The sequence below is a fragment of the Aestuariivivens insulae genome, assembly GCF_022662195.1.
In the GTDB taxonomy this organism is placed as follows: Bacteria; Bacteroidota; Bacteroidia; order Flavobacteriales; family Flavobacteriaceae; genus Aestuariivivens; species Aestuariivivens insulae.
Genome location: NZ_JAKMCS010000003.1, coordinates 119843 through 142235, shown reverse-complemented (window position 1 = coordinate 142235; position 22393 = coordinate 119843). Strand labels below are relative to the sequence as shown.

The 22393-nt window shown below is 36.1% G+C and carries 20 protein-coding genes; 8 read left to right on the top strand and 12 right to left on the bottom strand.

The genetic code is table 11. The annotated features are described in order from the left end of the window. Nucleotides 1-150 precede the first annotated feature (150 nt). The 4 genes from dxs to MR062_RS04915 form a co-directional block, all read right to left on the bottom strand. Nucleotides 151-1911, bottom strand: coding sequence for a 1-deoxy-D-xylulose-5-phosphate synthase (gene dxs / locus MR062_RS04930; RefSeq protein ID WP_242202976.1), 1761 nt, complete (start codon nucleotides 1909-1911; stop codon nucleotides 151-153). 19 nt (nucleotides 1912-1930) lie between these two features. Continuing rightward, entirely contained in the window at nucleotides 1931-2854 is a 924-nt protein-coding gene (locus tag MR062_RS04925; RefSeq protein WP_242202975.1) for an energy transducer TonB, read from the bottom strand. 78 nt (nucleotides 2855-2932) lie between these two features. Further along, complete coding sequence (locus MR062_RS04920) at nucleotides 2933-4303, bottom strand: sensor histidine kinase (RefSeq protein WP_242202974.1); 1371 nt, start codon at nucleotides 4301-4303, stop codon at nucleotides 2933-2935. Continuing rightward, the gene (locus tag MR062_RS04915; protein ID WP_242202973.1) at nucleotides 4293-5639 is read right to left on the bottom strand and encodes a sigma-54-dependent transcriptional regulator; all 1347 of its coding nucleotides are present in this window, start codon (nucleotides 5637-5639) and stop codon (nucleotides 4293-4295) included. Before MR062_RS04915 ends, MR062_RS04920 begins: the two co-directional genes overlap by 11 nt. A 202-nt stretch (nucleotides 5640-5841) precedes the next feature. Between MR062_RS04915 and MR062_RS04910 the strand changes: the two genes are divergently transcribed. From MR062_RS04910 to MR062_RS04875, 8 genes are all read left to right on the top strand, one after another. Next, the gene (locus MR062_RS04910; RefSeq protein WP_242202972.1) at nucleotides 5842-7092 is read left to right on the top strand and encodes an efflux RND transporter periplasmic adaptor subunit; all 1251 of its coding nucleotides are present in this window, start codon (nucleotides 5842-5844) and stop codon (nucleotides 7090-7092) included. 96 nt (nucleotides 7093-7188) lie between these two features. Continuing rightward, complete coding sequence (locus MR062_RS04905) at nucleotides 7189-7866, top strand: ABC transporter ATP-binding protein (protein WP_242202971.1); 678 nt, start codon at nucleotides 7189-7191, stop codon at nucleotides 7864-7866. Nucleotides 7867-7919: 53 nt separating this feature from the next. Beyond that, nucleotides 7920-10352, top strand: a complete 2433-nt coding sequence (locus MR062_RS04900; protein ID WP_242202970.1) for an ABC transporter permease — start codon at nucleotides 7920-7922, stop codon at nucleotides 10350-10352. 2 nt (nucleotides 10353-10354) lie between these two features. After that, nucleotides 10355-12730: an ABC transporter permease gene (locus MR062_RS04895; protein WP_242202969.1), complete on the top strand. Its 2376-nt coding sequence runs from the start codon at nucleotides 10355-10357 to the stop codon at nucleotides 12728-12730. 10 nt (nucleotides 12731-12740) lie between these two features. After that, nucleotides 12741-13409 (top strand): ABC transporter ATP-binding protein, encoded by a 669-nt coding sequence (locus MR062_RS04890; RefSeq protein ID WP_242202968.1) that lies wholly within the window; start codon nucleotides 12741-12743, stop codon nucleotides 13407-13409. Between the two features lie 8 nt (nucleotides 13410-13417). After that, nucleotides 13418-14833: a TolC family protein gene (locus MR062_RS04885; protein ID WP_242202967.1), complete on the top strand. Its 1416-nt coding sequence runs from the start codon at nucleotides 13418-13420 to the stop codon at nucleotides 14831-14833. A 239-nt stretch (nucleotides 14834-15072) separates the two neighbouring features. Continuing rightward, nucleotides 15073-15522, top strand: a complete 450-nt coding sequence (locus tag MR062_RS04880) for a nucleoside deaminase (protein WP_242202966.1) — start codon at nucleotides 15073-15075, stop codon at nucleotides 15520-15522. A 69-nt stretch (nucleotides 15523-15591) separates the two neighbouring features. Further along, nucleotides 15592-16176: an FISUMP domain-containing protein gene (locus tag MR062_RS04875; protein ID WP_242202965.1), complete on the top strand. Its 585-nt coding sequence runs from the start codon at nucleotides 15592-15594 to the stop codon at nucleotides 16174-16176. Here the strand turns inward: MR062_RS04875 and MR062_RS04870 are convergent. The 8 genes from MR062_RS04870 to aspS all read right to left on the bottom strand — a co-directional run bounded on the left by MR062_RS04870 (nucleotide 16173) and on the right by aspS (nucleotide 22366). Then, nucleotides 16173-16409 (bottom strand): hypothetical protein, encoded by a 237-nt coding sequence (locus MR062_RS04870; RefSeq protein ID WP_242202964.1) that lies wholly within the window; start codon nucleotides 16407-16409, stop codon nucleotides 16173-16175. The two genes, MR062_RS04875 and MR062_RS04870, sit on opposite strands and share 4 nt — an antisense overlap. 3 nt (nucleotides 16410-16412) lie before the next feature. After that, nucleotides 16413-17219 (bottom strand): META domain-containing protein, encoded by an 807-nt coding sequence (locus MR062_RS04865; RefSeq protein WP_242202963.1) that lies wholly within the window; start codon nucleotides 17217-17219, stop codon nucleotides 16413-16415. Nucleotides 17220-17221: 2 nt separating this feature from the next. After that, nucleotides 17222-17647 (bottom strand): META domain-containing protein, encoded by a 426-nt coding sequence (locus MR062_RS04860; RefSeq protein WP_242202962.1) that lies wholly within the window; start codon nucleotides 17645-17647, stop codon nucleotides 17222-17224. 2 nt (nucleotides 17648-17649) lie between these two features. Further along, nucleotides 17650-17823 (bottom strand): Pr6Pr family membrane protein, encoded by a 174-nt coding sequence (locus tag MR062_RS17725; protein WP_394800523.1) that lies wholly within the window; start codon nucleotides 17821-17823, stop codon nucleotides 17650-17652. A gap of 122 nt (nucleotides 17824-17945) precedes the next feature. Continuing rightward, complete coding sequence (locus MR062_RS04855; RefSeq protein ID WP_242202961.1) at nucleotides 17946-18278, bottom strand: helix-turn-helix domain-containing protein; 333 nt, start codon at nucleotides 18276-18278, stop codon at nucleotides 17946-17948. Continuing rightward, the gene (locus tag MR062_RS04850) at nucleotides 18262-18615 is read right to left on the bottom strand and encodes a type II toxin-antitoxin system RelE/ParE family toxin (RefSeq protein WP_242202960.1); all 354 of its coding nucleotides are present in this window, start codon (nucleotides 18613-18615) and stop codon (nucleotides 18262-18264) included. The genes MR062_RS04855 and MR062_RS04850 overlap by 17 nt, the downstream gene beginning before the upstream one ends. A 90-nt stretch (nucleotides 18616-18705) precedes the next feature. After that, nucleotides 18706-20493 carry a chloride channel protein gene (locus MR062_RS04845; protein ID WP_242202959.1) on the bottom strand — a complete coding sequence of 596 codons (1788 nt, stop codon included), beginning with the start codon at nucleotides 20491-20493 and terminating at the stop codon, nucleotides 18706-18708. A 118-nt stretch (nucleotides 20494-20611) separates the two neighbouring features. Continuing rightward, nucleotides 20612-22366 (bottom strand): aspartate--tRNA ligase, encoded by a 1755-nt coding sequence (aspS, locus tag MR062_RS04840; RefSeq protein ID WP_242202958.1) that lies wholly within the window; start codon nucleotides 22364-22366, stop codon nucleotides 20612-20614. Between the last annotated feature and the right edge of the window lie 27 nt (nucleotides 22367-22393).

The following is a 22393-nucleotide window of genomic DNA, read 5'->3' as shown; positions in this document are numbered from 1 at the left end:
CAATCCTGTTGTGTGTTTTGGGTTAAACTAGTTCCAAAAATGTCAGTTCGAGTGTGCCGACGTTTACTGTTGGTATGTATCGAGAACCATTTCAAAGACTAAAATTCTTATAGGTCTGCCAGACGGTTAAGTTTACAGGATTTTAGCGGTTTAGTCAAGCATCCTGTTAAGATAATTAGCTATGCTTATAGTGTCTAAACCTATAGCAATCTGTAACTCATCAACACTACCTTGCTCAATAAATTCATCAGGAACCCCTAAGAGCTTTATAGGGTTTGTGTAGTTGTGCTCTGAAGCAAATTCTAAAATGGCACTACCAAAACCGCCTTTAATGGTACCGTCTTCAATAGTAACTATGGTTTCATAGGTGTTGAAAATGTGATGTAACAAAACTTCATCTAAAGGTTTCGCAAAGCGCATATCGTAATGTGAAATGTCCATATTTTTAATGGCTTCTGTAACATTTTTAGCGATGCTTCCAAGGCTTAATACCGCAATCTTAATACCCTTTTTTAAAGTAACGCCTTTACCAATTTCAATTTTAGAAAAAGGCTGTATCCAATCAATGGTAACACCTCTACCTCTAGGGTACCGAATAGCTATAGGAGTGTTCAACCCTAATTGCGCAGTATACATCATGTTACGTAATTCCACCTCGTTTCTTGGGGCAAATACAATAAGGTTTGGAATGCACCTTAAATAGGCCAAATCGAAAACGCCGTGGTGAGTAGCCCCATCTTCACCAACCAAACCAGCCCTATCCAGGCAAAATATAACGGGTAGCTTTTGTAAGGCCACATCATGGATAACTTGGTCGTAAGCACGTTGCAAAAATGTAGAATAGATGTTGCAAAATGGTATAAGGCCTTGTGTAGCCATCCCAGCAGCTAAAGTCACAGCATGTTGTTCGGCAATACCCACGTCGAAAGCTCGGTCTGGGATTTTATCCATCATATACTTTAAAGAACTTCCCGTAGGCATGGCTGGGGTTATGCCTACAATGTTCTTATTATTTTGGGCCAGTTCAACGATGGTATGGCCAAAAACATCTTGATATTTAGGTGGTTGCTGGTTAGAGCTGGATTTGGCAATAAGTTCCCCTGTAATGGCATCGAACTTTCCAGGGGCATGGTATTTAACTTGGTCTCTTTCGGCCTGTTTTAGGCCTTTACCCTTGGTGGTAATTATATGCAGGAACTTAGGCCCTTTTACGGTTTTTAAGCGTTGTAGTTCTGAAATTATAGCCTCTAAATCATGACCATCTATAGGGCCAGAGTAATTAAAATTTAAAGCCTCAAAAATATTGTCCTGTTTTTGTGTGCCCTTTTTAACGTTGGTTAAATACTGCTTTAAAGCCCCAACACTGGGGTCAATGCCAATAGCATTGTCGTTTAAAATAACCAGAAGGTTGGCCTCTGTAACCCCAGCATGGTTTAAGCCTTCAAAGGCCATACCGCTAGCGATACTGGCATCGCCAATTACAGCAATGTGGTGTTTGTCTTCACCTTTTAATTGAGAGGCTATGGCCATGCCCAATGCTGCCGATATGGATGTCGAGGAATGCCCAACACCAAAGGCATCATACTCACTTTCATCGCGTTTTGGGAATCCACTTATTCCTCCCCATTGGCGGTTGGTATGGAATTGGTCCCGTCTTCCAGTTAAAATTTTATGCCCGTAGGCTTGGTGCCCAACATCCCAAATGAGTAAATCGTCTGGGGTGTTAAACACATAATGAAGTGCAATGGTTAGTTCTACTACACCCAAACTTGCCCCTAAATGACCTTCTTTTGTAGCAACAATATTAATGATAAAATGGCGCAGTTCCTGAGCCAATTGAGCTAACTCATTTTGGTCTAAAAGACGTAACTCCTCTGGCGAATTTATAGTATGTAAAAGTTTGCTTTTCACGACGCAAAAGTACGAGAATTTATTGTTCTTCTGCTTGAAAAACGATGGGCAAACTATAAATTACAGTTATTGGCTTATTTCCTTGTATAGCTGGAATGAACTGGGGCAAAAGTTTTAGGACGCGTACTGCTTCAGATTCAAATTTTGGATGGGGTGCACGAACTTTAATGTCTACAACATTCCCCCTTTCATTAATCTTAAATTGTGTGTATATTTTTTGCTTTCCAGCGAAGCCTAATGCCCCTTGTGTAACCATGAAGTTTTTAGAAACGATTTTGGCTATTTGATTCGTAAAGTATTTTCGTTTTTCTTCAGCATTTAAGCCTTTGGGTGTGTTTTTGAATTGAGGAACTTGTTCAACTAAGGCAAATGGAATAGGATTGTTCAAATCTATTGTAGGTATAGTCAATCCTAAAACTTCAACTATATCACCAGTAATAATAGGTTCGTCTATGTTTTTTTGTTCTTTTGTAGGGGATTCAATTTCCTTTTTAGGGTAATTAGATGAAGAAATCGAATCGACTTTATCTATAGCAGGGAGTCCTAAGGTAACATCAACACAGTTGTTGTTAATGCTGTCTATAATTTCAATACTATCAATCTTTTTTTGTTTTCCATTATTGTTTGTGCAATTAAAAAAGGTAGTTCCCATAACTATTAGTAATATGAGCAAGAATGCTTTGTGGAAACTTTTTTGTTCTTCTATTACTTCTTTTGGGATAAATAAGTTAATACTATCCAGTTGGGTTTGTTTGAAATGACCACATATGCGCTGACTTTGGTTTTCACTTATAAAATCCTGAATTTCGTAAGTACTCATTTTTGTGAAGTCAATAACCGTTTTAGCACAGGAATCGCAAAATTTGCCTTTTTCTTTTGGCGTCATGGTATTCCAGTCTTCATGGCAAGGGTTGGGAATTGAAATGGCATAGTAGTTTTTCATGATGTTTGCCTTTTTATTGCAACAGCAAACTTCTTGCCGAAAGTGTTTTAATGATTTTAGGGTTTGCAGATTTGTAAATTAAAAGACCAATTGAACGCTTGTACCTTGATTCTCTTTGCTTTTAATTTGAATCTTGCCGTGGTGTAACAACATAATTTCTTTAGAAAGGCTTAAACCAATACCGCTTCCATTCTTTTTGGTACTGAAAAAAGGGATGAAAATGTTGTCTAAAATATCCTCGGGGATGCCTTTGCCATTATCGATAACTTTTATAATGCCACGAGCGCCAATGCTTTTTTCGGCAGCTACCACAATTTTAGGGTTGTGATTGTTTTTACAAGCTTCAACGGCATTAAGAATAAGGTTAATAATAACTTGCTCAATTAAGTACCTATCCATTTCTATTTGTAGATCGGGCATGTCATTTTTAAAGTGGAGTTCAATATTTTTACTTTCCAAAGACGATTGCATCAATGTTTTTATGTTTTCAAACAAATAATCAACTATAACATTATTTTTGTTTAAGGTAGTCACTTTATTGAGGCTTCTGTAGGTTTTTGCAAATCTTAAAAGGCCTTCACTTCTGCTTTTTATGCTTTCAATACCAGCGTCAAGGTCATTTATATTTAACTCCTCTTTTGAAGTATCCTTTAAGGCTAATTGTATCTTGGATTGGAGTGTGTCTGCCAAAGAAGAAATAGGTGCAATGGAATTCATAATTTCATGAGTCATGACGCTTAAAAGTTTTTTCCAGGCCTCCGATTCTGTACGAGTTAGTGTTTCATCAATATTCTGGAGCACAATCAATTTAAATTTATCGTCCTTTACATAAAATACTGTGTTCGAAATAAGCACTTCGATTTTTTCATTATTGACAGAGATACTAATATGCGTGTGTTCGCTATAATTGGTTTGGAAAATATCTTTATATAGCTTGGGATGCCTTTTCTCAACAAAATGAACCGATTTGAAAGAAGGTAAATTTAAAGTGTTTTTAAAGGCCTCATTAACCCATAAAACGGTTCCAGATTCCATATTAAAGGCAATAATACCCGTATCAATAAGTTCCAATATTTTTTTTAGGTATAAATGCTGTTCTTCTTTTTCTTTATTTAAGGAAATAATGGTTTTGTTTACACTGTTAAATCCTTTGTGGAGTTGTCTAATGTCTTCTGGACCACTTTTTTCTGGGTACCATCTGGAAAAGTCTTTGTATTTGGTAGATTCAAAAAAATCATCCATTTCGTAAAACCGCTTGGTGATATATTTTAATAGATTTCTAATACTAAAAACTATCAGGACAATAATGGGGAATAATACTATAATGGTAAGGGCTGTGTTGGTAGCTGTAAGAAGTAGCTTGTTTATGGCAAATGCCAATGCTATAAGCCATATCAATAGGATAACCACTCGAAAAATGAGACCCCATTTGTGTTTTTTATAAGCCATGTTTATCGAGTCTTCTATAAAGTGCAGATCGCGTTATACCCAATTCTTTAGCAGATTTTGAAATATTGCCGTTATGTTTTTCGATAACTTTTAGAATGGTGTTTTTTTCTACCGTTTCTAATTTTAGATTGTCGGTTTCTGTTCTTTTTGAGTATTTTTCAATAGGAGAAAATACCAGATCACTTTCGATTAGCGTATCACTTTCGGTCATAATAACGGCTCTCTCCAAAGCATATTGAAGTTCTCTAACGTTACCTGGGAAGGCATAGGTTTTTAGCTTATTAAAAAAGTTTTCGTTAGCTGTTAGGTTGGGCTTAAAATATTTTTCACTGTATAGTTCAATAAAATGTTTTGCCAATACCATAATATCTTTGCCTCTATCCCTAAGGGGAGGAATATCAACTTCAACAGTATTGATACGATAAATTAAATCTTTCCTGAATTTTGATTCGTCTGCCAGATGTTCTAAGGGGGCATTGGTGGCACAGATAAGCCGAATATCAATAGGGATTTCGGTATTAGACCCTAATGGAGTAATCAATCTATTTTGCAAAGCTGTTAACAAACGGGCTTGCTGTTGTAGGCTTATATTGCTTATTTCATCTAAAAATAAAGTGCCACCATTAGCGGCTTCAAATCGACCTGTTCTATCGGTACGGGCATCAGTAAAAGCTCCTTTTTTGTAACCAAATAACTCGCTTTCAAACAGAGAGGTAGTTAAGGCACCAACATCAACCTTAACAAAGGGCTTGTCTTTTCGTAAAGAATTATCATGAATGGCTCTGGCAATAAGGTCTTTTCCCGTTCCATTTTCACCTAAAATTAAAACATTGGCATCGGTAGGTGCTATTTTTTTAACTTTAAATAAGACGCGTTCCATGGGATAGCTTTCGCCTAAAAGTTTAACACCGTCTACTTGTGGCAGCCATTTTTTGTCTTTTTTACTTTTTTTGGGAGTAAGAACCTCTCGTATGGATTGTATTAATTTATTGTTTTGCCATGGCTTTACTAAAAAATCGGAGGCACCTTCCTTAAGGGATCTAATCGCTAAATCCATATCCCCAAAAGCCGTTATTAAAATCACATTAACGTCTTTATTAACACCTCTAATTTTATTGAGCCAATAAATACCTTCATTACCTGTATTGACCACACTGTTAAAGTTCATGTCCAAAATAACAAGATCGAAGGTTTGTTGCTTAAGTAAGGGCAGAATATTGTCGGGATATTGTTCTACAACGATGTCTTTTACCTGGGATTTAAGAAGAATCCGCATAGCTGTGAGTACATCCTTATCATCATCGACAACTAATATAGAGGCATTTTTTAATAGCATAATCACAATATTACAATTTTATTGTCGTGCTTAGAAGTATTTTAATGTAGAAAATGTTTAAGAGCAAAAAGTGTCTCATTTCGAACACCAAGTGTATCAAAACCGAACACTTTTATATTTATGATTAAACTTAATGTATTGATATTAAGAATGTTGATTTGTTGGCATAATTATCTCTATCTATAAGGTAAATTAATGCGCAATGGATGTCCCTTTAGAGAAAAAAAGATTTAGCAAGTCAAAGATCACCATGATTATAGGGGCAACCCTTTTGGTTTTGCTTATCGCTTTTGTGGTGGTTGCTACCAGTGGAAAATCTCGGTTGAATGTTGAGATGGAGCGTATTTCCATTAGTGAGGTTGAATCTGGAATTTTTCAGGAAAACATTTCTGTGACTGGTAATGTGCTGCCCATTACCACTTATTATTTGGATGCTTTGGAAGGTGGTATCGTAGAGGAGTTATTTGTTGAAGACGGTGCCATTATGAAACAGAATGATCCTATATTAAGGCTTTCCAACACCGATTTGGAATTGAGTTTGGTAAATCAGGAAACTTCGGTATATAATCTCCTCACCCAAATGCAGATATCACAAAATGCGGCACGGCAAAATACCATTAATAAATTGAACCGAATGACCGATGTAGAAAATGCCCTAGTAGAGGCCGAAAGAAAATACACGCTTAGTAAAAAGTTATTTGAAGCAAAAGCTATAGGGAGTCAAGAGTTTAAGGAGGCCAAAAATAATTATGTCTACCAAAAACAGCGTATGGAATTGGCAAGGGAGGTCTTGCAACAAGATTCTATTTCGGTTAGACAGGAAGCCATACAGTCTAGAAGTTTGTTGACACGTACCCAAAGCGCCTTGGAATTGATGCGGAAAAAAGTGGGCGACCTCATTGTACGTGCGCCTGCCGATGGGCAATTAACCTCTTTGGATGCCGAAATTGGACAATCCAAAAATAAAGGAGATCGTTTAGGGCAATTAGATGTATTAAGTGGCTATAAAGTGCGGGTGGATGTCGATGAACACTATATCTCTAGAATATATACAGGACAGGTAGGTACTTTTACATTTAATGGAGAAGCATACAAGCTAGTTATTAAGAAGGTATTTACACAAGTGACTTCTGGAAGGTTTCAGGTAGATATGCAGTTTGAGAGCGACGTGCCCGAAGGCATTAGACGTGGGCAATCGCTACAGATCCGATTGGCATTAAGCGAAGAGAAACAGGCTGTTATGGTTCCTAAGGGAGGGTTTTTCCAGCAAACCGGAGGTAACTGGATTTTTAAGTTAAGCGATGATGGAAAAACAGCTTATAGAACAATCATTCAACTGGGAAGCCAAAACACAGCATACTATGAGGTGTTGGAAGGTTTAAATGTTGGTGATAAAGTTGTAACATCCAGTTACGATAATTTTGGAGATAAGGAAGAATTAATATTAAAATAATCGTCATTACGATCCCGAGTATTCGGGGGATGTAATCTGTAAAATGGAAACAGATTGCTTCGTTCCTCGCAATGACAAATAAATAAATATAAAATAATGATAAAAGTAACAGATCTAGAAAAATACTATAGTACCGAAGAAATCAAGACCATTGCGTTAAACCAATTTTCGTTCGAGGTTAATAAAGGAGAGTTTATAGCTGTGATGGGGCCTTCGGGGTGTGGTAAATCTACCCTTCTTAACATCATTGGTTTGTTAGACGATTTAGATGGGGGCAGTTTTATATTTAATGGTGAAGATGTAACGCATTATAATGAGCGTAAAAGAGCCAACCTGCGAAAGCATAATATTGGGTTTGTGTTTCAAAGTTTTAATTTGATCGATCAGTTGACCGTTTTCGAGAATGTAGAATTGCCACTTATTTATATTGGTATGAAAAAGGCCGATAGGAAGAAACGCGTGCACGAGGTCTTGGAAAAAATGCAGATCATGCACCGTCGCAATCACTTTCCACAGCAATTGTCTGGCGGACAACAACAGCGGGTTGCGGTTGCTAGGGCCGTAGTGAATAATCCCAAATTAATTTTAGCCGATGAGCCTACCGGAAACCTCGATAGTAGTAACGGTGATGAGGTAATGGAACTCTTAACCGAGTTAAACGATCAAGGCGCTACCATCATTATGGTAACGCATAGCGAGCATGATGCCAAATACAGTCATCGAATTGTAAGAATGCTCGATGGGCAAAAAGTAACCGAAGTAAGTTTGGTTTGATAGCATCTTAAGATTAATCAATAACTCAATTATTAATACCTTAATAAGACTCAATGGTTTTAAATTTTCTTAAAATATCCTTACGAAATTTAAAAAAAAGACTTCCATTTACTTTAATCAATATTTTAGGGTTAAGTATTGGCATGTCTTGTTTTCTGCTTTTAATGGCGTATACGAAATATGAGGAGAATTACGACGACTTTCAAGAGAACAAGAATCAATTATATAGAATAATTTTTGAAAGATATAAAGGACAAGAATTGATATCTGTTTCACCCGCAGTAATGCCAGCGCTAGGATATAAAATTAAAGATGAAATTTTAGGGATTAAACACATGTCTCGATTTTCTTATGGTGGTGGTATTGTAAAAAATGAACGCATTACTGCAGAAGAAGGAAAAATATTTTATGCTGATGCTGATTTTTTTAAAATGTTTTCTTTTCCTTTAATAGTAGGGAATCCAAGTAATGTTTTAGAAAGTCCAAATTCAATGGTGTTAACAAAATCCAGTGCTTTAAAATATTTCGGAAAACTAAATGTTATTGGAAAAGAGCTGGAAGTATCCAATGAGTTTGGAAGCGTAAAATTCAACATAACAGGAATAGCAAAAGATCTTCCATTAAATACAAGCTTTAATTTTGACTTTTTGTGTTCCTACAACTCCATTTATTCAGGGCAGGGCTGGTTTGAACATCATTGGATGTGGTGGTCGTATCCAACAATAGTATCCGTTTCCAATACTAGAGACCTAGAAAATGTAAAAAAGCAATTTCCAGAATTTATAAAAAAATATAAAACCAATCCTATAGAAGCAGATGTTACATGGACTTTCGATTTTCAACCCATTCAGGATATCCATTTAAAATCCGATTTTAGAAAGGAAGCTTTGGGGCGAGATTCAAGAGCAAGAACTTTAAACCTACTCAAAATTATTGCGATATTAATATTGGTAATATCATGGGTTAATTATATTAATTTATCAACAGCCAGTTCTACAGAGCGTGCTAAAGAAGTGGCGGTTCGAAAATTCATTGGAGCTTACAGAAGTCAAATTTCCAAGCAATTTCTATTTGAGGCAGGTTTAATAAACTGCATGGCCGCTTTACTGTCAATTGGTATACTTTTTTTAGTGATAACGCCTTTTAGCAGTCTTTTAGGTTTAGATTATAGCATTGAAATATTAATGCAACCTAGTTTTTGGAGTTATTTGTTACCATTGGTTGTATTTGGTATTATGGCTTCAGGGTTATATCCTGCCTTTGTATTAGCCTCGTTTAAACCAACAGATATACTAAAGTCAAAGACAATTAGCACTACAGGAAGCAATACTGTTAGAAAGGTTTTGGTTGGTGTCCAGTTTACAATTTCAATTATTTTGATTGCTTGCACAGTTATTATGATGCACCAAAATGATTTTATGAAAAATCAGGATTTGGGAGTTGATATCAATAATGTAATTGTTATAAAAAAGCCAAACTTTGTCGAAAAACAGGTTTACGAATCACGTCTTAATAGCTTCACAAAGGAATTGCAGAAGTCTACAAAGGCTGAATATGTCTCGGCAAGTTTTGGTTTACCTTCAATTGGCAGTTGGGGATTGGCTGTATGGAAAAGCACGGAAGATTCAGATACACAACAGGTTCATATAGTTAATGGTGTTGATGCTAATTATATCCCTGCTTATGATTTAAAATTATTGGCAGGTCGAAATTTTGATGAAAATAGGGTGGCTGATGAAAGTGCTGCCATTCTATCAAAAAAATCATTAAAAATACTGGGGATTGATAATCCTAATGATGCTATTGATATAGGATTAAGATTGGAGATTTTTGGGGATAGGGTGTTTCATGTTATAGGTGTTATTGATGACTACCACCATAACTCATTAAAAACAGAAATAGGAGGAATGGTTTTAATTCCCAATACAGGATATTGGTATGGTTCTCCAAGATTTTTTTCCCTAAAATCAAATGGTGGTTTGCCAATAAACAAGGTTCTAGAGGAGGCAAAGCATACCTATGATACGTTTTTTCCTGGAGACCTTTTTGAGTATTATATTTTAAAAGATAAATTCCAGAAGCAATATGTTGAAGAAGATAGAAACCAAAGTGTATTTACACTATTTTCGGTTATAGCTATTTTTCTTGCCTGTATTGGGATTTTAGGTATGTCATCATTCATAGCTTTTATGAAAATGAGAGACATTGCTATTCGAAAAGTATTTGGAGCAGACAAATTTGTTATCCTTTGGATCTTATCAAAAGAGTTTTTAGTTGTTTTAATAGGGGCGAGTTGTGTCTCTATACCTGTAGCTATATATTTTATGGGAGATTGGCTAGCCGATTTCCCATATAGGGTAAGTATAGGTGTTTGGCATTTTACAACAACAATATTTTTAATTGTAATAATTACATCAATTGTTATTGGGATTAATCTCTACAGGTCTTTAAGTAGAAAACCAATAGGAGTTTTAAAAGGAGAATAATTATGATTCGAAATTATTTTAAAATAGCATTTAGGCTTTTCAAAAAGGAAAAGCGCACTACCTTGACTAACATAATGGGAATGGCCCTTGGTATAACCTGTAGTATTCTTATCTACTTATGGGTGCAAGATGAACTACAGTATAACGATTTTGTTAAAAATGGGGACAGCGTATGCTATGTAATGACCAACCACCCTATAACTGGTGGCGATATCAAAACGTGGGCTACAACACCACAACCACTAAAAGCTGTTCTGGAAGAAAAATATCCGGTAGTAGATAAAGTGGCTCTATTATCCTGGGAGCCACCAACCAATTTTAAAATAGAAAACGGATTTTTACAACAAAATGGCAATTATGCTTCGCCTGAAATTTTCGATATTTTTCAATTTCCTTTTGTTAGGGGAGGTCATGAGGAACTTTATAATAAGACCAAAACTATAGTTGTTTCAGAGCGTTTTGCAAGTTATTATTTTGGTGAAAATTGGAATGCCAAAAACATTATTGGAGAATTTATAACTACAGACAATGAAGACTCCTATGAAGTGGTAGGTGTTTTTAAAAACTTACCTGTACATTCAACATTACAGTTCGACTTTATTATACCTTTTGCCGAAAAGTTGAATAAGAACCCATGGTTAAACCATTGGGGAAATTTTCAGAACCAAATGTACGTTCAGCTGGTAGATGGTATCTCTGTTGAAGAAGCTAATAACCGTATTAAAAATGCCATTATAGATAACCGCCCCGATGAAGCAACTACAGAAGAACTTTTTCTTCAACCGTTTTCAGAGACCTATCTCTATTCTAATTTTGAAGGTGGTAAAGTGGCTGGCGGACGGATTGAATATGTGCGCATCCTATCTGTAGCAGCTATCCTGATTTTGTTGCTAGCCAGTATCAATTTTATGAATTTGTCTACAGCTCGAGCAGCAAAACGATCTAAAGAAACTGGTGTTAGAAAAACCTTGGGTGCTTTAAAAGCTAACCTAAGGGTTCAGTTTTTAATAGAATCGGTTTTAATTACAGGTTTCGGGTTTATAATGGCGATGGGTATCGTTTCCGTGCTGTTGCCAGAGTTTAATGCCTTAACAGGAAAAGACATTGGCCTGGCTTTTTTCACGCCTAAATTTATAATGATGTTAGTGGCCTTTATTGTTTTACTTGGATTGGCCTCTGGAATTTACCCAGCGTTTTATTTATCAGCACTTAAACCTACACGCTCGTTAACAGGGGGAGGTGTCCACAACAAGAATGAGGCTTTTTTTAGAAAGGCACTTATGGTCTTTCAATTTATCATTACTATGGTTATGATTATCGGAGCGACTTCAGTATATAAACAAGTTAGTTATATACAAAATAAGAATATTGGATTCGATAGAGAGAACCTGGTTGAAGTGAGTATGGGCGACATAAACCCTACAGGCAATTATCAGGCATATAGAAAAGAGCTTTTGGAAAAACCGGGAATACTTGGGGTTACTCCAATAAACCAAAACATTTTAGATATTGGTAATTCGACGTCAGACCCAGAATGGGATGAAAAGGATTTTAATGAAATCACCTCTTTTACCATCATGTGTACTGATCCCGACTTTTTAAGTACTACGGGCATAAGATTAAAGGAAGGCAGGAACTTTAATAGGGCTATGGCTATCGATACAGCCAACTTCATTATTAATACGGCGGCACAAAAAGTCATGCAAATGAAAGACCCTATAGGCAAACGATTAGGGTTTTGGGATAGGGAAGGTAAAATTATTGGGGTGATAGAAAATGTGCATATCAATTCGTTGCACGTGCCAATAGAACCTTTTATTATTCGGTACGATCTACCAATGACTTCTAAATTGTTGGTGCGTGTTGAAGCCAATAAAACCACACAGGCCATAGCTTCTCTAAAAGCACTTCACGATAAGTTTAACCCTGGTAAAACATTCAATTACAATTTTATTTCAGATATGTATAAGGGGCAATATAAAAGTGAATTGTTGATTAAGGATATGGTTTTCTATTTTACCATTATTGCCATATTAATTTCCTGTTTGGGGCTTTTAAGTCTTGTTACCTATACCACTAATCAAAGGGCTAAGGAAATTAGTATACGGAAAGTATTGGGAGCCTCTATAACAACTATTTTACGGTTGCTTTCAAAAGAGTTTTTAGTCCTTATCATATTATCTATGGTTATTGCGGTGCCAATTGCTTATTATTTTATATGGGGCTGGCTTCAAAATTTTGCCTATAGAATAACCCTCAGTTGGGTATTGTTTGTTATATCAGGAGCAGTTACCATTGCCATTGCCATTTTTATCATAGGGATGCAAGTGTTAAAGGCCGCCAACGCAAACCCTATTAAAAGTTTAAAAACAGAATAAAAAATTTAACATGCTACTACAAATAAAAGATTTGTTTAAATGGGTAAACTCTGGAGGGAATCGTGTTTTCTTATTAAATGATATAGATTTAACCGTAAGCAAAGGCGATTTTATTTCCATTATGGGGCCTTCGGGTTCGGGGAAAACAACCTTGCTCAACGTTATTGGTATGCTCGACGATTTTAATGAAGGCGAATATACGTTTCTAGATAAGTCCGTGCATACCTTAAAAGAAAAACACCGTGCCAATTTATATAAGGAATATATAGGTTTTGTGTTCCAGTCGTATCATTTAATTGATGAACTAACGGTTTACGAAAATATCGAAACCCCATTATTGTATAAAAAACATTCGCGATCGGAACGAAAGGCCTTGGTTGCCGATATGTTGGACCGGTTCAATATGGTAGGCAAAAAAGATTTGCTGCCGTCGCAGTTAAGTGGAGGGCAACAACAATTGGTTGGTATTGCTAGGGCGCTTGTTGCAAACCCTAAACTTATTTTGGCCGACGAGCCTACGGGAAATCTAAATTCAAAACAAGGAACAGAAATAATGGAGGTTTTCAAGACCTTAAACGAGGAGGGGGTTACCATTATCCAGGTAACGCATTCCGAAAAAAATGCGGCCTATGGTTCCCGTATAATTAATTTATTGGATGGAAGAATTATTTATAATTAGGAAGTGTAATGGGCAAGAAAATAATTAGAATATGGATTGTTGTATGGAGTATGTTTTTGGGTATGGGACATGCACAATCATTACTTACTTTAGAAGATTGTATTAAAATAGCTCTTGAAAACAATTTGGATTACAAGGTTGCCACTTTAGATACAGAAACGTCTAGAATTAACTATAAACAGTCCCGGCAAGAACTATTACCCAGTGTTAACCTGGATTATAATTTAGGACAAAGCTCTGGGCGCAGTTTAGATCCGTTTACTAACGATTTTATAAATCAAGAACTCACGTTTTCGAATGCAGGACTGCAGCTCAATGCAACCATTTTTAATGGGTTTCGCCTAATGAATAAAATTAAACAAAACAGATTTCGTTTGTATGCGGCACAAATGCAAAAGGAGGAAGAGAAACAAAACCTTATTCTAGAGGTTACCTTAACCTATATTCAATTGCTTAATAGTCGTGATGCCTTAGTTCTTGCAAAGAATAGATACAGTACAACGGAAGAACAGTTAAAGCGGATTGAAGCAAACTATAATGAAGGTTATGGGAATCCAGCCGACTATACAGATATTAAGGGGCAGCTGGCCATGGATAAAGTAGGTATAATTAATGTGAAAAATGAACTCAATTTTGTAAACCAACGACTTATTAAGTTACTAAATACCGACCTTCAAAAAGAACGTGTTATTAATTCCTTTTCAGATTTGGATGCTATTGAAGCCTACGGCCACTCTATAGATAATGTTTACAATGATGCTCTAAATAACCTGGCAACTTTTAAAGTGAAACAGTATCAAATTGAAGCCACTAAGAGTAGTATTAAGGTCGCAAGGTCCTATTACTTACCCAATATAGGCTTGTTTGGGAAGCTAAGCACTAATTATTCTAGTATTGCTGAAACATTTCAGGACACAGGAACGCTTACTAAAGAAACAGGTGATTTTGTAAATATAAATAATCAAGATATTCCTGTTTTGAGAAATGAAACGCAGTTCCAGAGCAATAAAATAGGTTATGCCGATCAATTCAATAACAACTTAAATTCGGTGGTAGGACTATCGATAAACATTCCTATTTTTAATGGCTTTTCGGCAAAAAATAGGGTGTCACTACAAAAAATAGAATTAGAACAAGCTGTTGTCGATTTAGAGAACACCAAAAGGCTTCTTAAACAGGCTATTGCAAATACATATAATAACATGGAATCGGCTTACGAGCGGTTTAAAGCGTTTAAAAGTCAGGTAAATGCGTTTCAAGAATCGTACCGCATTAATAAAGTTAAGTTTGAAAACGGTGTTTCAAACATCGTAGAATATATAGTGAGTAAAAATAATATGGATACTGCGCAATTAAACCTTAATAAAGCAAAGTATGAGTATCTTTTGCAGGTAAAGGTATTGGAGTATTACAGAGGATTGTAATTCAATAAAGGGTGCCATAAAGATTTTCAAGGTAGCTATTTGGTGATTGATATTAGTTTTGAAATGCACATTTACAAAAGTTGCAAACCCAACTGAAATCGAAGATTCACGAACTCCTATTTTCAAAATAAAAACACGTGAGTATATGATAATTAGGGTATTGCACCTGCCTGCCGGCAAGGCAGGTATGACCTCTAAAAACAATAAATATTAACGGATGAAATCGTATTTTTGCTGCTATGGAAAACATTTTTGATGATAATTACTTTATGAAAAAAGCCTTGCAGGAAGCCGAGTTGGCTTACGACAAAGGTGAAATTCCTGTTGGAGCGGTTATTGTTATTGACAATAAAATAATTGCCCGGGGGCATAACCTAACTGAAACGCTCAATGACGTTACCGCTCATGCCGAAATGCAGGCCATTACAGCAGCAGCCAATTTTCTAGGCGGTAAGTACCTCCAAAACTGTACCTTGTACGTTACTTTAGAGCCGTGCCAAATGTGTGCCGGAGCCTTGTATTGGAGTCAAATATCAAAAATAGTGTATGGTGCAAGGGATTTAGAACGTGGCTGTATTAATTTAAAAACAAAGCTGCATCCAAAAACGGTTATTAAAGGGGGGATTATGGAGCAAGAAACGGCTTCCCTCTTAAAACGCTTTTTTATTGAAAGGCGAAATTTGAATTAATGTATTGACTTTAAGTAATTTAATTGTATTTTTAACAATAAAAAAATTACAAAAAGCACCAAACTACAAATGAAATCTTATTTATTATTAGGCATTGTTCTATGTCTTTTGTCATGTTCTAAAGATAATGACGACAATGATGTTTTAGCTAATCAATTTACAGACCCTAGGGATGGACAGGTTTACGATATCGTAACCATAGGAGAGCAAACCTGGTTTGCCGAAAATTTGAATTACGATACCCTTGACAATTTAAGTACTTGCTATGATGATAATAGCGATAATTGTTTTATTTATGGGCGTTTATATACAGGAGATGCTGCACAAACGGCATGTCCAGAAGGTTGGCATTTGCCTTCTAAAGAAGAGTGGGATACGCTTATAGATTATTTAGGGGGTATAGAGGCTGCCCATATTTTTTTTAAGCCTTATGCCATGCAACAAGGAAAGCCAGTTGGGTTTAATTTATTAGCCGGAGGATGGTATTTTTCTGAATTCAAGGAGATAGGAGAGAAAGGCCATTACTATACATCAACAGATGGGGGTTTTCCCGATTCGTTTAGAAATGTTACACTTGTTCCAGATGTTTCCGTAAGTACTAGTGGTATATCTAGTTCTGGTATTATGCAAAATTGCAGGTGTATTAAAGATTAATATTTCTTTTCGCGTTGGTTTTCTCGCATTTTGTCCAAATTCTCTTTGGTGAGCATATAATCTTTCATGTTTTTGTCTTTCCATCTATAATAAGCAAACAGCGGAAAGACAACAATAAAAAGCCCTAAAACTCCAAATCCGATTAGTTTTTGTGAGTATTCGGAATTTAGAATATAACCCGTGACAATACTTCCTGTTGCAAGTATAAACAATATGGCGATTAGATATTTCATGGGTCAATCAATTTTTTTAAAGGTCATTAACATTTTATCAGGATTTGATAAGGACAACCTATTGTTGGCTATAGTATAAGATACGGAATTATTAAGCGCTTGTATAAATTCCTGTTCTTTTTTATTGTCCGGCAGGCACATCATTTTTGTTGATGCAATATTGAGAAACCTTAGTTTATCTCTTTCGGAGAATAATTTACCTCTAATTTTATTACAGCCTGTTGTTCCAAAGAAGGTGTTTTTACCAGAATTTATTTCAATGGACGGAAGTGTTTTTCCAAAATCTCCTTGAGATACTGCCGTTCCATTTAGATTTTCCAGTACCCAGATGTCATGTAAACGATAATTGGTGAGGTATATTCCGCACCCTTCTAGTTTTGTAAATTCGGTATCCCTTCCTTTCATGTATTCAATAGTTACCGAATATGGAGATGCCATACCGGACATGGCATTGATACATTCAGTTTGACTAATTTGAATGTTCATTTTAGCCAATTCGGTATGTAAAGTATATCGTTTCACATTGCTATCCTGAGCATAAATGGGTTCGGTATGTGGCGTTAAGATGGAATCGGCAATCGTTTTAAGTTTGATCATTTTTTCTGAAATGGTCAAACTCCAAAAAGGTTCTGTGCCATTGGCCTTAAAATAAGCCTCTGTGATAGTTTTGTTTTCGCCTAAGGCCTTTGCAATGGTATCTGGTTTAACTGCTTCAATTGAAGCATCGTCAATTTTCTTATCGGCTTTTTTATCGACACATGACAAAACCACGAAGCAAGCACCTAGTAGTATTGTTATTAGTTTTTTCATTGTTACTCTACCTTTTTAAATCGCATCATAGGCACATCGTCTATCATTAAATTTAATTTGCCTTCAGCATCAACGTTGTATTTTTTAATCTTTTTTATAGTATTCAAAAACACCTGTTCACCTTCACCACAGTACATCATGGTGGTTGGCCCTGGTTCGCCAAAAGAGATGGCTTCGCCGTTAAGGTTGAAATCGGCCGAATAGCCATTGCAGCCATTATTGCCTTCTGCTTTTTGTGTTTCTTTATTGAATGTTATTTGAGGCTTTTTATTTGGGAATAGGCCTTCAAAAGCAATGCGTGGCCCAGAGATGTGTTCCAGCTCCCAGGTGGTGTTGTAAAGTGCCGCACTGGTTTGTTTTTTTGATGAATTGCAAGAGAACATCATAATGATTAGTGCAAACAGTGGGGTGAAAACAGTTTTTTTCATAATTAATGGATTTGTCGTTTAGGCTTTAAGGTCCTCCCAGCGAGTATTAAAATACCCATCAAGAAGAGTGACAGAACTAAGATAATTAAAATATTGATGATGGATTGTTTAAGTCCAATGATATTAACGTTAAGAAATGGATAGGGATAAAAACCAGAATAACGACCTCTTACCATTATAAAAAGCAGGATAGGTTACATTTAGGGGAGAAAAGCCTATTTAACCTATGAGCTAGGTAATCTTATATCTTAAAAAACATGGTTTTTTTGTACTGGTTATAGGTCTAGCCAGAAGTGCTTTATGTTACTTTGAATTCAAATTCATTCATTTCCACACTAAATCGAACGTTAGCTTTTAATGCTTTGAATACTTTTAAAATCGTTTCGATAGTCATGTTTTTAGCATTTCGTTCCAATTTAGAGATTTGTGATTTCTGTACTCCAATTAATTCTCCAAGTTGTCCTTGAGTTAAATTCCGTTCTTTTCGGACAGACTTTATCATATCTCCAAGTACTTCCATTTGTAAGTCAAATTCGTATTTGTCTCGTTCTGGTGTTCCAACTTTTCCAATGTCTTTGTCCTTCATTTGGTCAAGTGTCATCATTTTCATTTTTTTATTCTTTGTGGCCATAATTTTGTTCGTTAAAATATTCAGCTCTAATTTTCAATGCTTTTTCAATTTCCGATTTAGGAACTTTACTCACTTTTTTAACCATTCCGTGTGTTGATAAAACTAGTATTTCCGTTTTTTTTGTTTTGTCCCAAAAGGCAAAAAGTCTGTATTGAATTCCTTGATAAAGTGTTCTAAATTCCCAAATATCCTCAGTAAGTTTCTTGAATAGTTTTGGATCGTTTTGTAATTTTGCTTTATCCAAATTGTAATAGATTTTCTTTTTTGCTTTAGCGTCCAATTTGGACATGAAATCAATAGCTTGTTCAAGAAATATTACTTCAAATTTTGGTTTCATTCAGGTTTATAGGGCATTGTATTCTTGCAAAGATAATTAAAAGTTGAATTATATGGAAACTTTTATTGATTTTGCCTATATTAATACCAACTACTGCGTAAAATTAATTAACTGTCGCCTATAGGCTGTTAACAGTTTGGATTTGGAGATATAGCCATAATATTTTCCATCTTTAATAACAGGAATGTTCCATGCACCACTGGTTTTGAATTTGTCCATAATAGCATTCATGGAATCATTATCGTAATCAATAATGTTAGTATCTGCATGCATGAGACTTGAAGCGTCTACTTTGTGGTATAGGTCGGTATTAAACATAATATGTCTAATGTCGTCCAATCTAATAACCCCTAAAAACTCATGGGCATCATTTACAACGGGAAAATGGTTTCTGGACGATTTGGCAACGGCTTTCTTTAAAATATCTTCTAGCTTCATATCTGGTGACAGGATAATGAAATTGGTTTCAATAACCTTGTCGATATCCAAGACCATCAATACGTTTTGGTCTTTGTCGTGGGTCATAAGTTCACCACGTTCGGCGAGCTTTAAAGTGTATATGGAGTGTGAAATAAAATATTTGGTAATGGCAAAGGAAATGGTTGAGACAATCATTAAGGGCACGAACAGTTCGTAGCCTCCGGTAATTTCAGCAATAAGGAATATTGCGGTTAATGGGGCATGCAATACCCCAGCCATTAATCCGGTCATGCCTATTAAGGTGAAATTGGATTCAGAAACCTCAAAATTGAAACCAATGTTATTGATTATTTTAGAGAAAGCATTGCCCAAGGCACTTCCCATAACAAGAGTAGGAATAAAAACTCCGCCTACACCACCAGCTCCAAAAGTAGTGGTCATGGCAATGGCTTTAAAGGCTGTAATACCTAATAACAGGCCAATAACAAGCCATATATTAGAAAGGTCCAAGTTAAATGGTGTGGTACCAATAGCCGACAAATGATCGCCTTTTAAAAGATTATTCATAATTCCATAACCCTCACCATAGAGAGGTGGGATAAAATAAAGCATGGTTCCTATAGCTAAAGCTCCAATCAATAAACGCTTGGCCCTGCTTTCAAATTGTTTGAAAAAATTAGTAATTCCAAAGAATACTTTCGAAAAATAAACAGATGTTAGCCCGGTTACAAGTCCTAAAACTACGTAGAAAGGGATATCGTTGATTTGAAATTTATCAATGAGTTCAAATCGCAATAGAATATCTGTCCCTAAGAAAAAGTAAGAGGTTACCACAGCAGAGACCGAAGCTAGTAAAAGAGGGACTAGAGACGTAAAAGCAATATCTAAACTGAATATCTCAATAGCAAAAATGATTGCTGCAATGGGGGCTTTAAACATGGAGGCCATAGCGCCGGCAGCAGCACACCCAATAAGTAACATGCGTGTTCTTGTGTTCATATGGAAGAGCCTTGCAGCATTTGATCCCAGGGCAGCACCAACGCTTACTGCTGGGCCTTGCAATCCAACCGAACCACCAAAACCTACTGTTAAAGGTGCTGTAATAAGAGAGGCGTAAAGATTATACCTAGGGATAATTCCGTTAAGTTTGGATATGGCGTGTAGTGTTGATGAAATGCCATGGCCAATATGTTTTTTAAGCCACGTTTGTTTGATAATATAAACCAATAGCAGACCAATTATAGGAAAAATAAAATAAAGAGAATTTTGATAATCTCTAAAAAAGTCCAGCTCAAAAAGTAGTTGAATGTAGTGTGTTAGGTTCTTTAGGGAAACAGTGCCTAAACCAGCTAAAAAACCTACTAGAATACTTAAAATATAGATGAAATTCTGTTCTGAAATATGTTTGTATTTCCAGATTAAAAATTTACGTAATAGGCTCTTTGTTTTAGAAGGCATTTTATAAAATTACTAAATATTCTACTAAAGTAGAGCATAACGATTTTGTTAAAAAGGTTTGCTTAACCATATTGCCCCATTAAAAAACCTGTTCTTAAGTTAGGAACAGGTTTTGTTTTTATAGCTCTAAACTAAGTTTTAAACTTAGCTCTTTTAATTGTTCATCATCAATTGGTGCGGGGGCGTCTATCATAACGTCTCGTCCTGCATTGTTTTTTGGGAATGCAATAAAGTCCCTTATGGTTTCTTGACCTCCAAGAATAGCAACCAATCTATCCAATCCAAAAGCAATACCACCATGAGGCGGTGCACCATATTGGAAGGCATCCATTAAAAAGCCAAATTGTGCTTTGGCCTCTTCTGGTGTAAAGCCTAGATAATCGAACATAAGTGCTTGCGTTTTCTTATCATGTATACGAATGGATCCGCCGCCTATTTCATTGCCATTTAAGACCAGATCGTATGCATTGGCTTTAACCGCCCCTGGGTCTGTTTTTAATAATTCTATTTGCCCAGGTTTAGGCGATGTAAACGGATGGTGCATGGCGTGGTAACGTTCGGTCTCTTCGTCCCATTCCAATAAAGGAAAGTCCATAACCCATAATGGCGCAAATTCGTTAGGTTTTCTAAGACCTAAGCGCTCTGCTAATTCCATACGTAAGGCACTTAATTGGGCTCTTACCTTATTGGTTTCGCCCGAAAGAATGCATATAAGGTCTCCTGCTTTTGCATCCGTAACTTCTGCCCATTTGGCAAGATCGTCCTGATCGTAAAATTTATCTACCGAAGACTTAAAGCTGCCATCGTCGTTGCAACGACAATAGACCATGCCTAAAGCACCTATTTGCGGGCGTTTTACCCAATCTATTAGTTTGTCGATCTCTTTTCTAGTGTAATTGTTGCCTCCCGGAACGGCAATACCAACAACCAACTCGGCATTGTTAAAAACACCAAAATCTTTGTGCTGGGCTACTTCATTTAATTCTCCAAAAGCCATCCCAAATCGAATGTCTGGCTTGTCATTTCCGTACAAACGCATGGCATCGTCATAAAGTATGCGGGGAAATTTTTCAACTTCAACACCATTAATTTCTTTTAACAAATGACGTGTTAAGCCTTCAAAAGCATTTAAAATATCTTCTTGTTCAATGAATGCCATTTCGCAGTCTATCTGGGTAAACTCCGGCTGTCTATCGGCACGTAAATCTTCATCCCTAAAACATTTAACAATCTGAAAATATTTATCCATCCCGCCTACCATAAGCAATTGTTTAAAGGTTTGGGGCGATTGTGGCAAGGCATAAAATTGGCCCTCATTCATTCGGCTAGGAACCACAAAATCACGGGCGCCTTCTGGAGTGGATTTAATTAAATAAGGGGTTTCAACCTCTATAAATCCTTCTTTAGAAAGGTAATTGCGTACTTCTTGTGTAACCTTATGTCTAAAAATTAAATTATTTTTTACGGGATTACGACGAATGTCCAAATAGCGGTATTTCATACGTAATTCTTCTCCGCCATCGGTTTTATCCTCAATAGTAAAAGGTGGTAATATAGCATCATTTAGGATGGTCAGTTCCGAAACTAAAACCTCTATGTCTCCAGTGGGCATATTGGGGTTTTTAGAGGCACGTTCAATAACTTTACCTTTAACTTGAATAACAAATTCTCGGCCCAGGTTTTGTGCTTGCTCCATTACGGCTTTAGAAGTACGTTCTTCATCAAAGACCAATTGGGTAATACCATAACGATCCCGTAAATCGACCCAGATAATAAAGCCTTTATCTCTAGATTTTTGAACCCATCCAGCTAAGGTTACATCTTCATTTATATTTAAGGCACTTAATTCGCCACAATTATGACTCCTGTACATAGTAGTAAAATTAAGGTGCAAATTTAA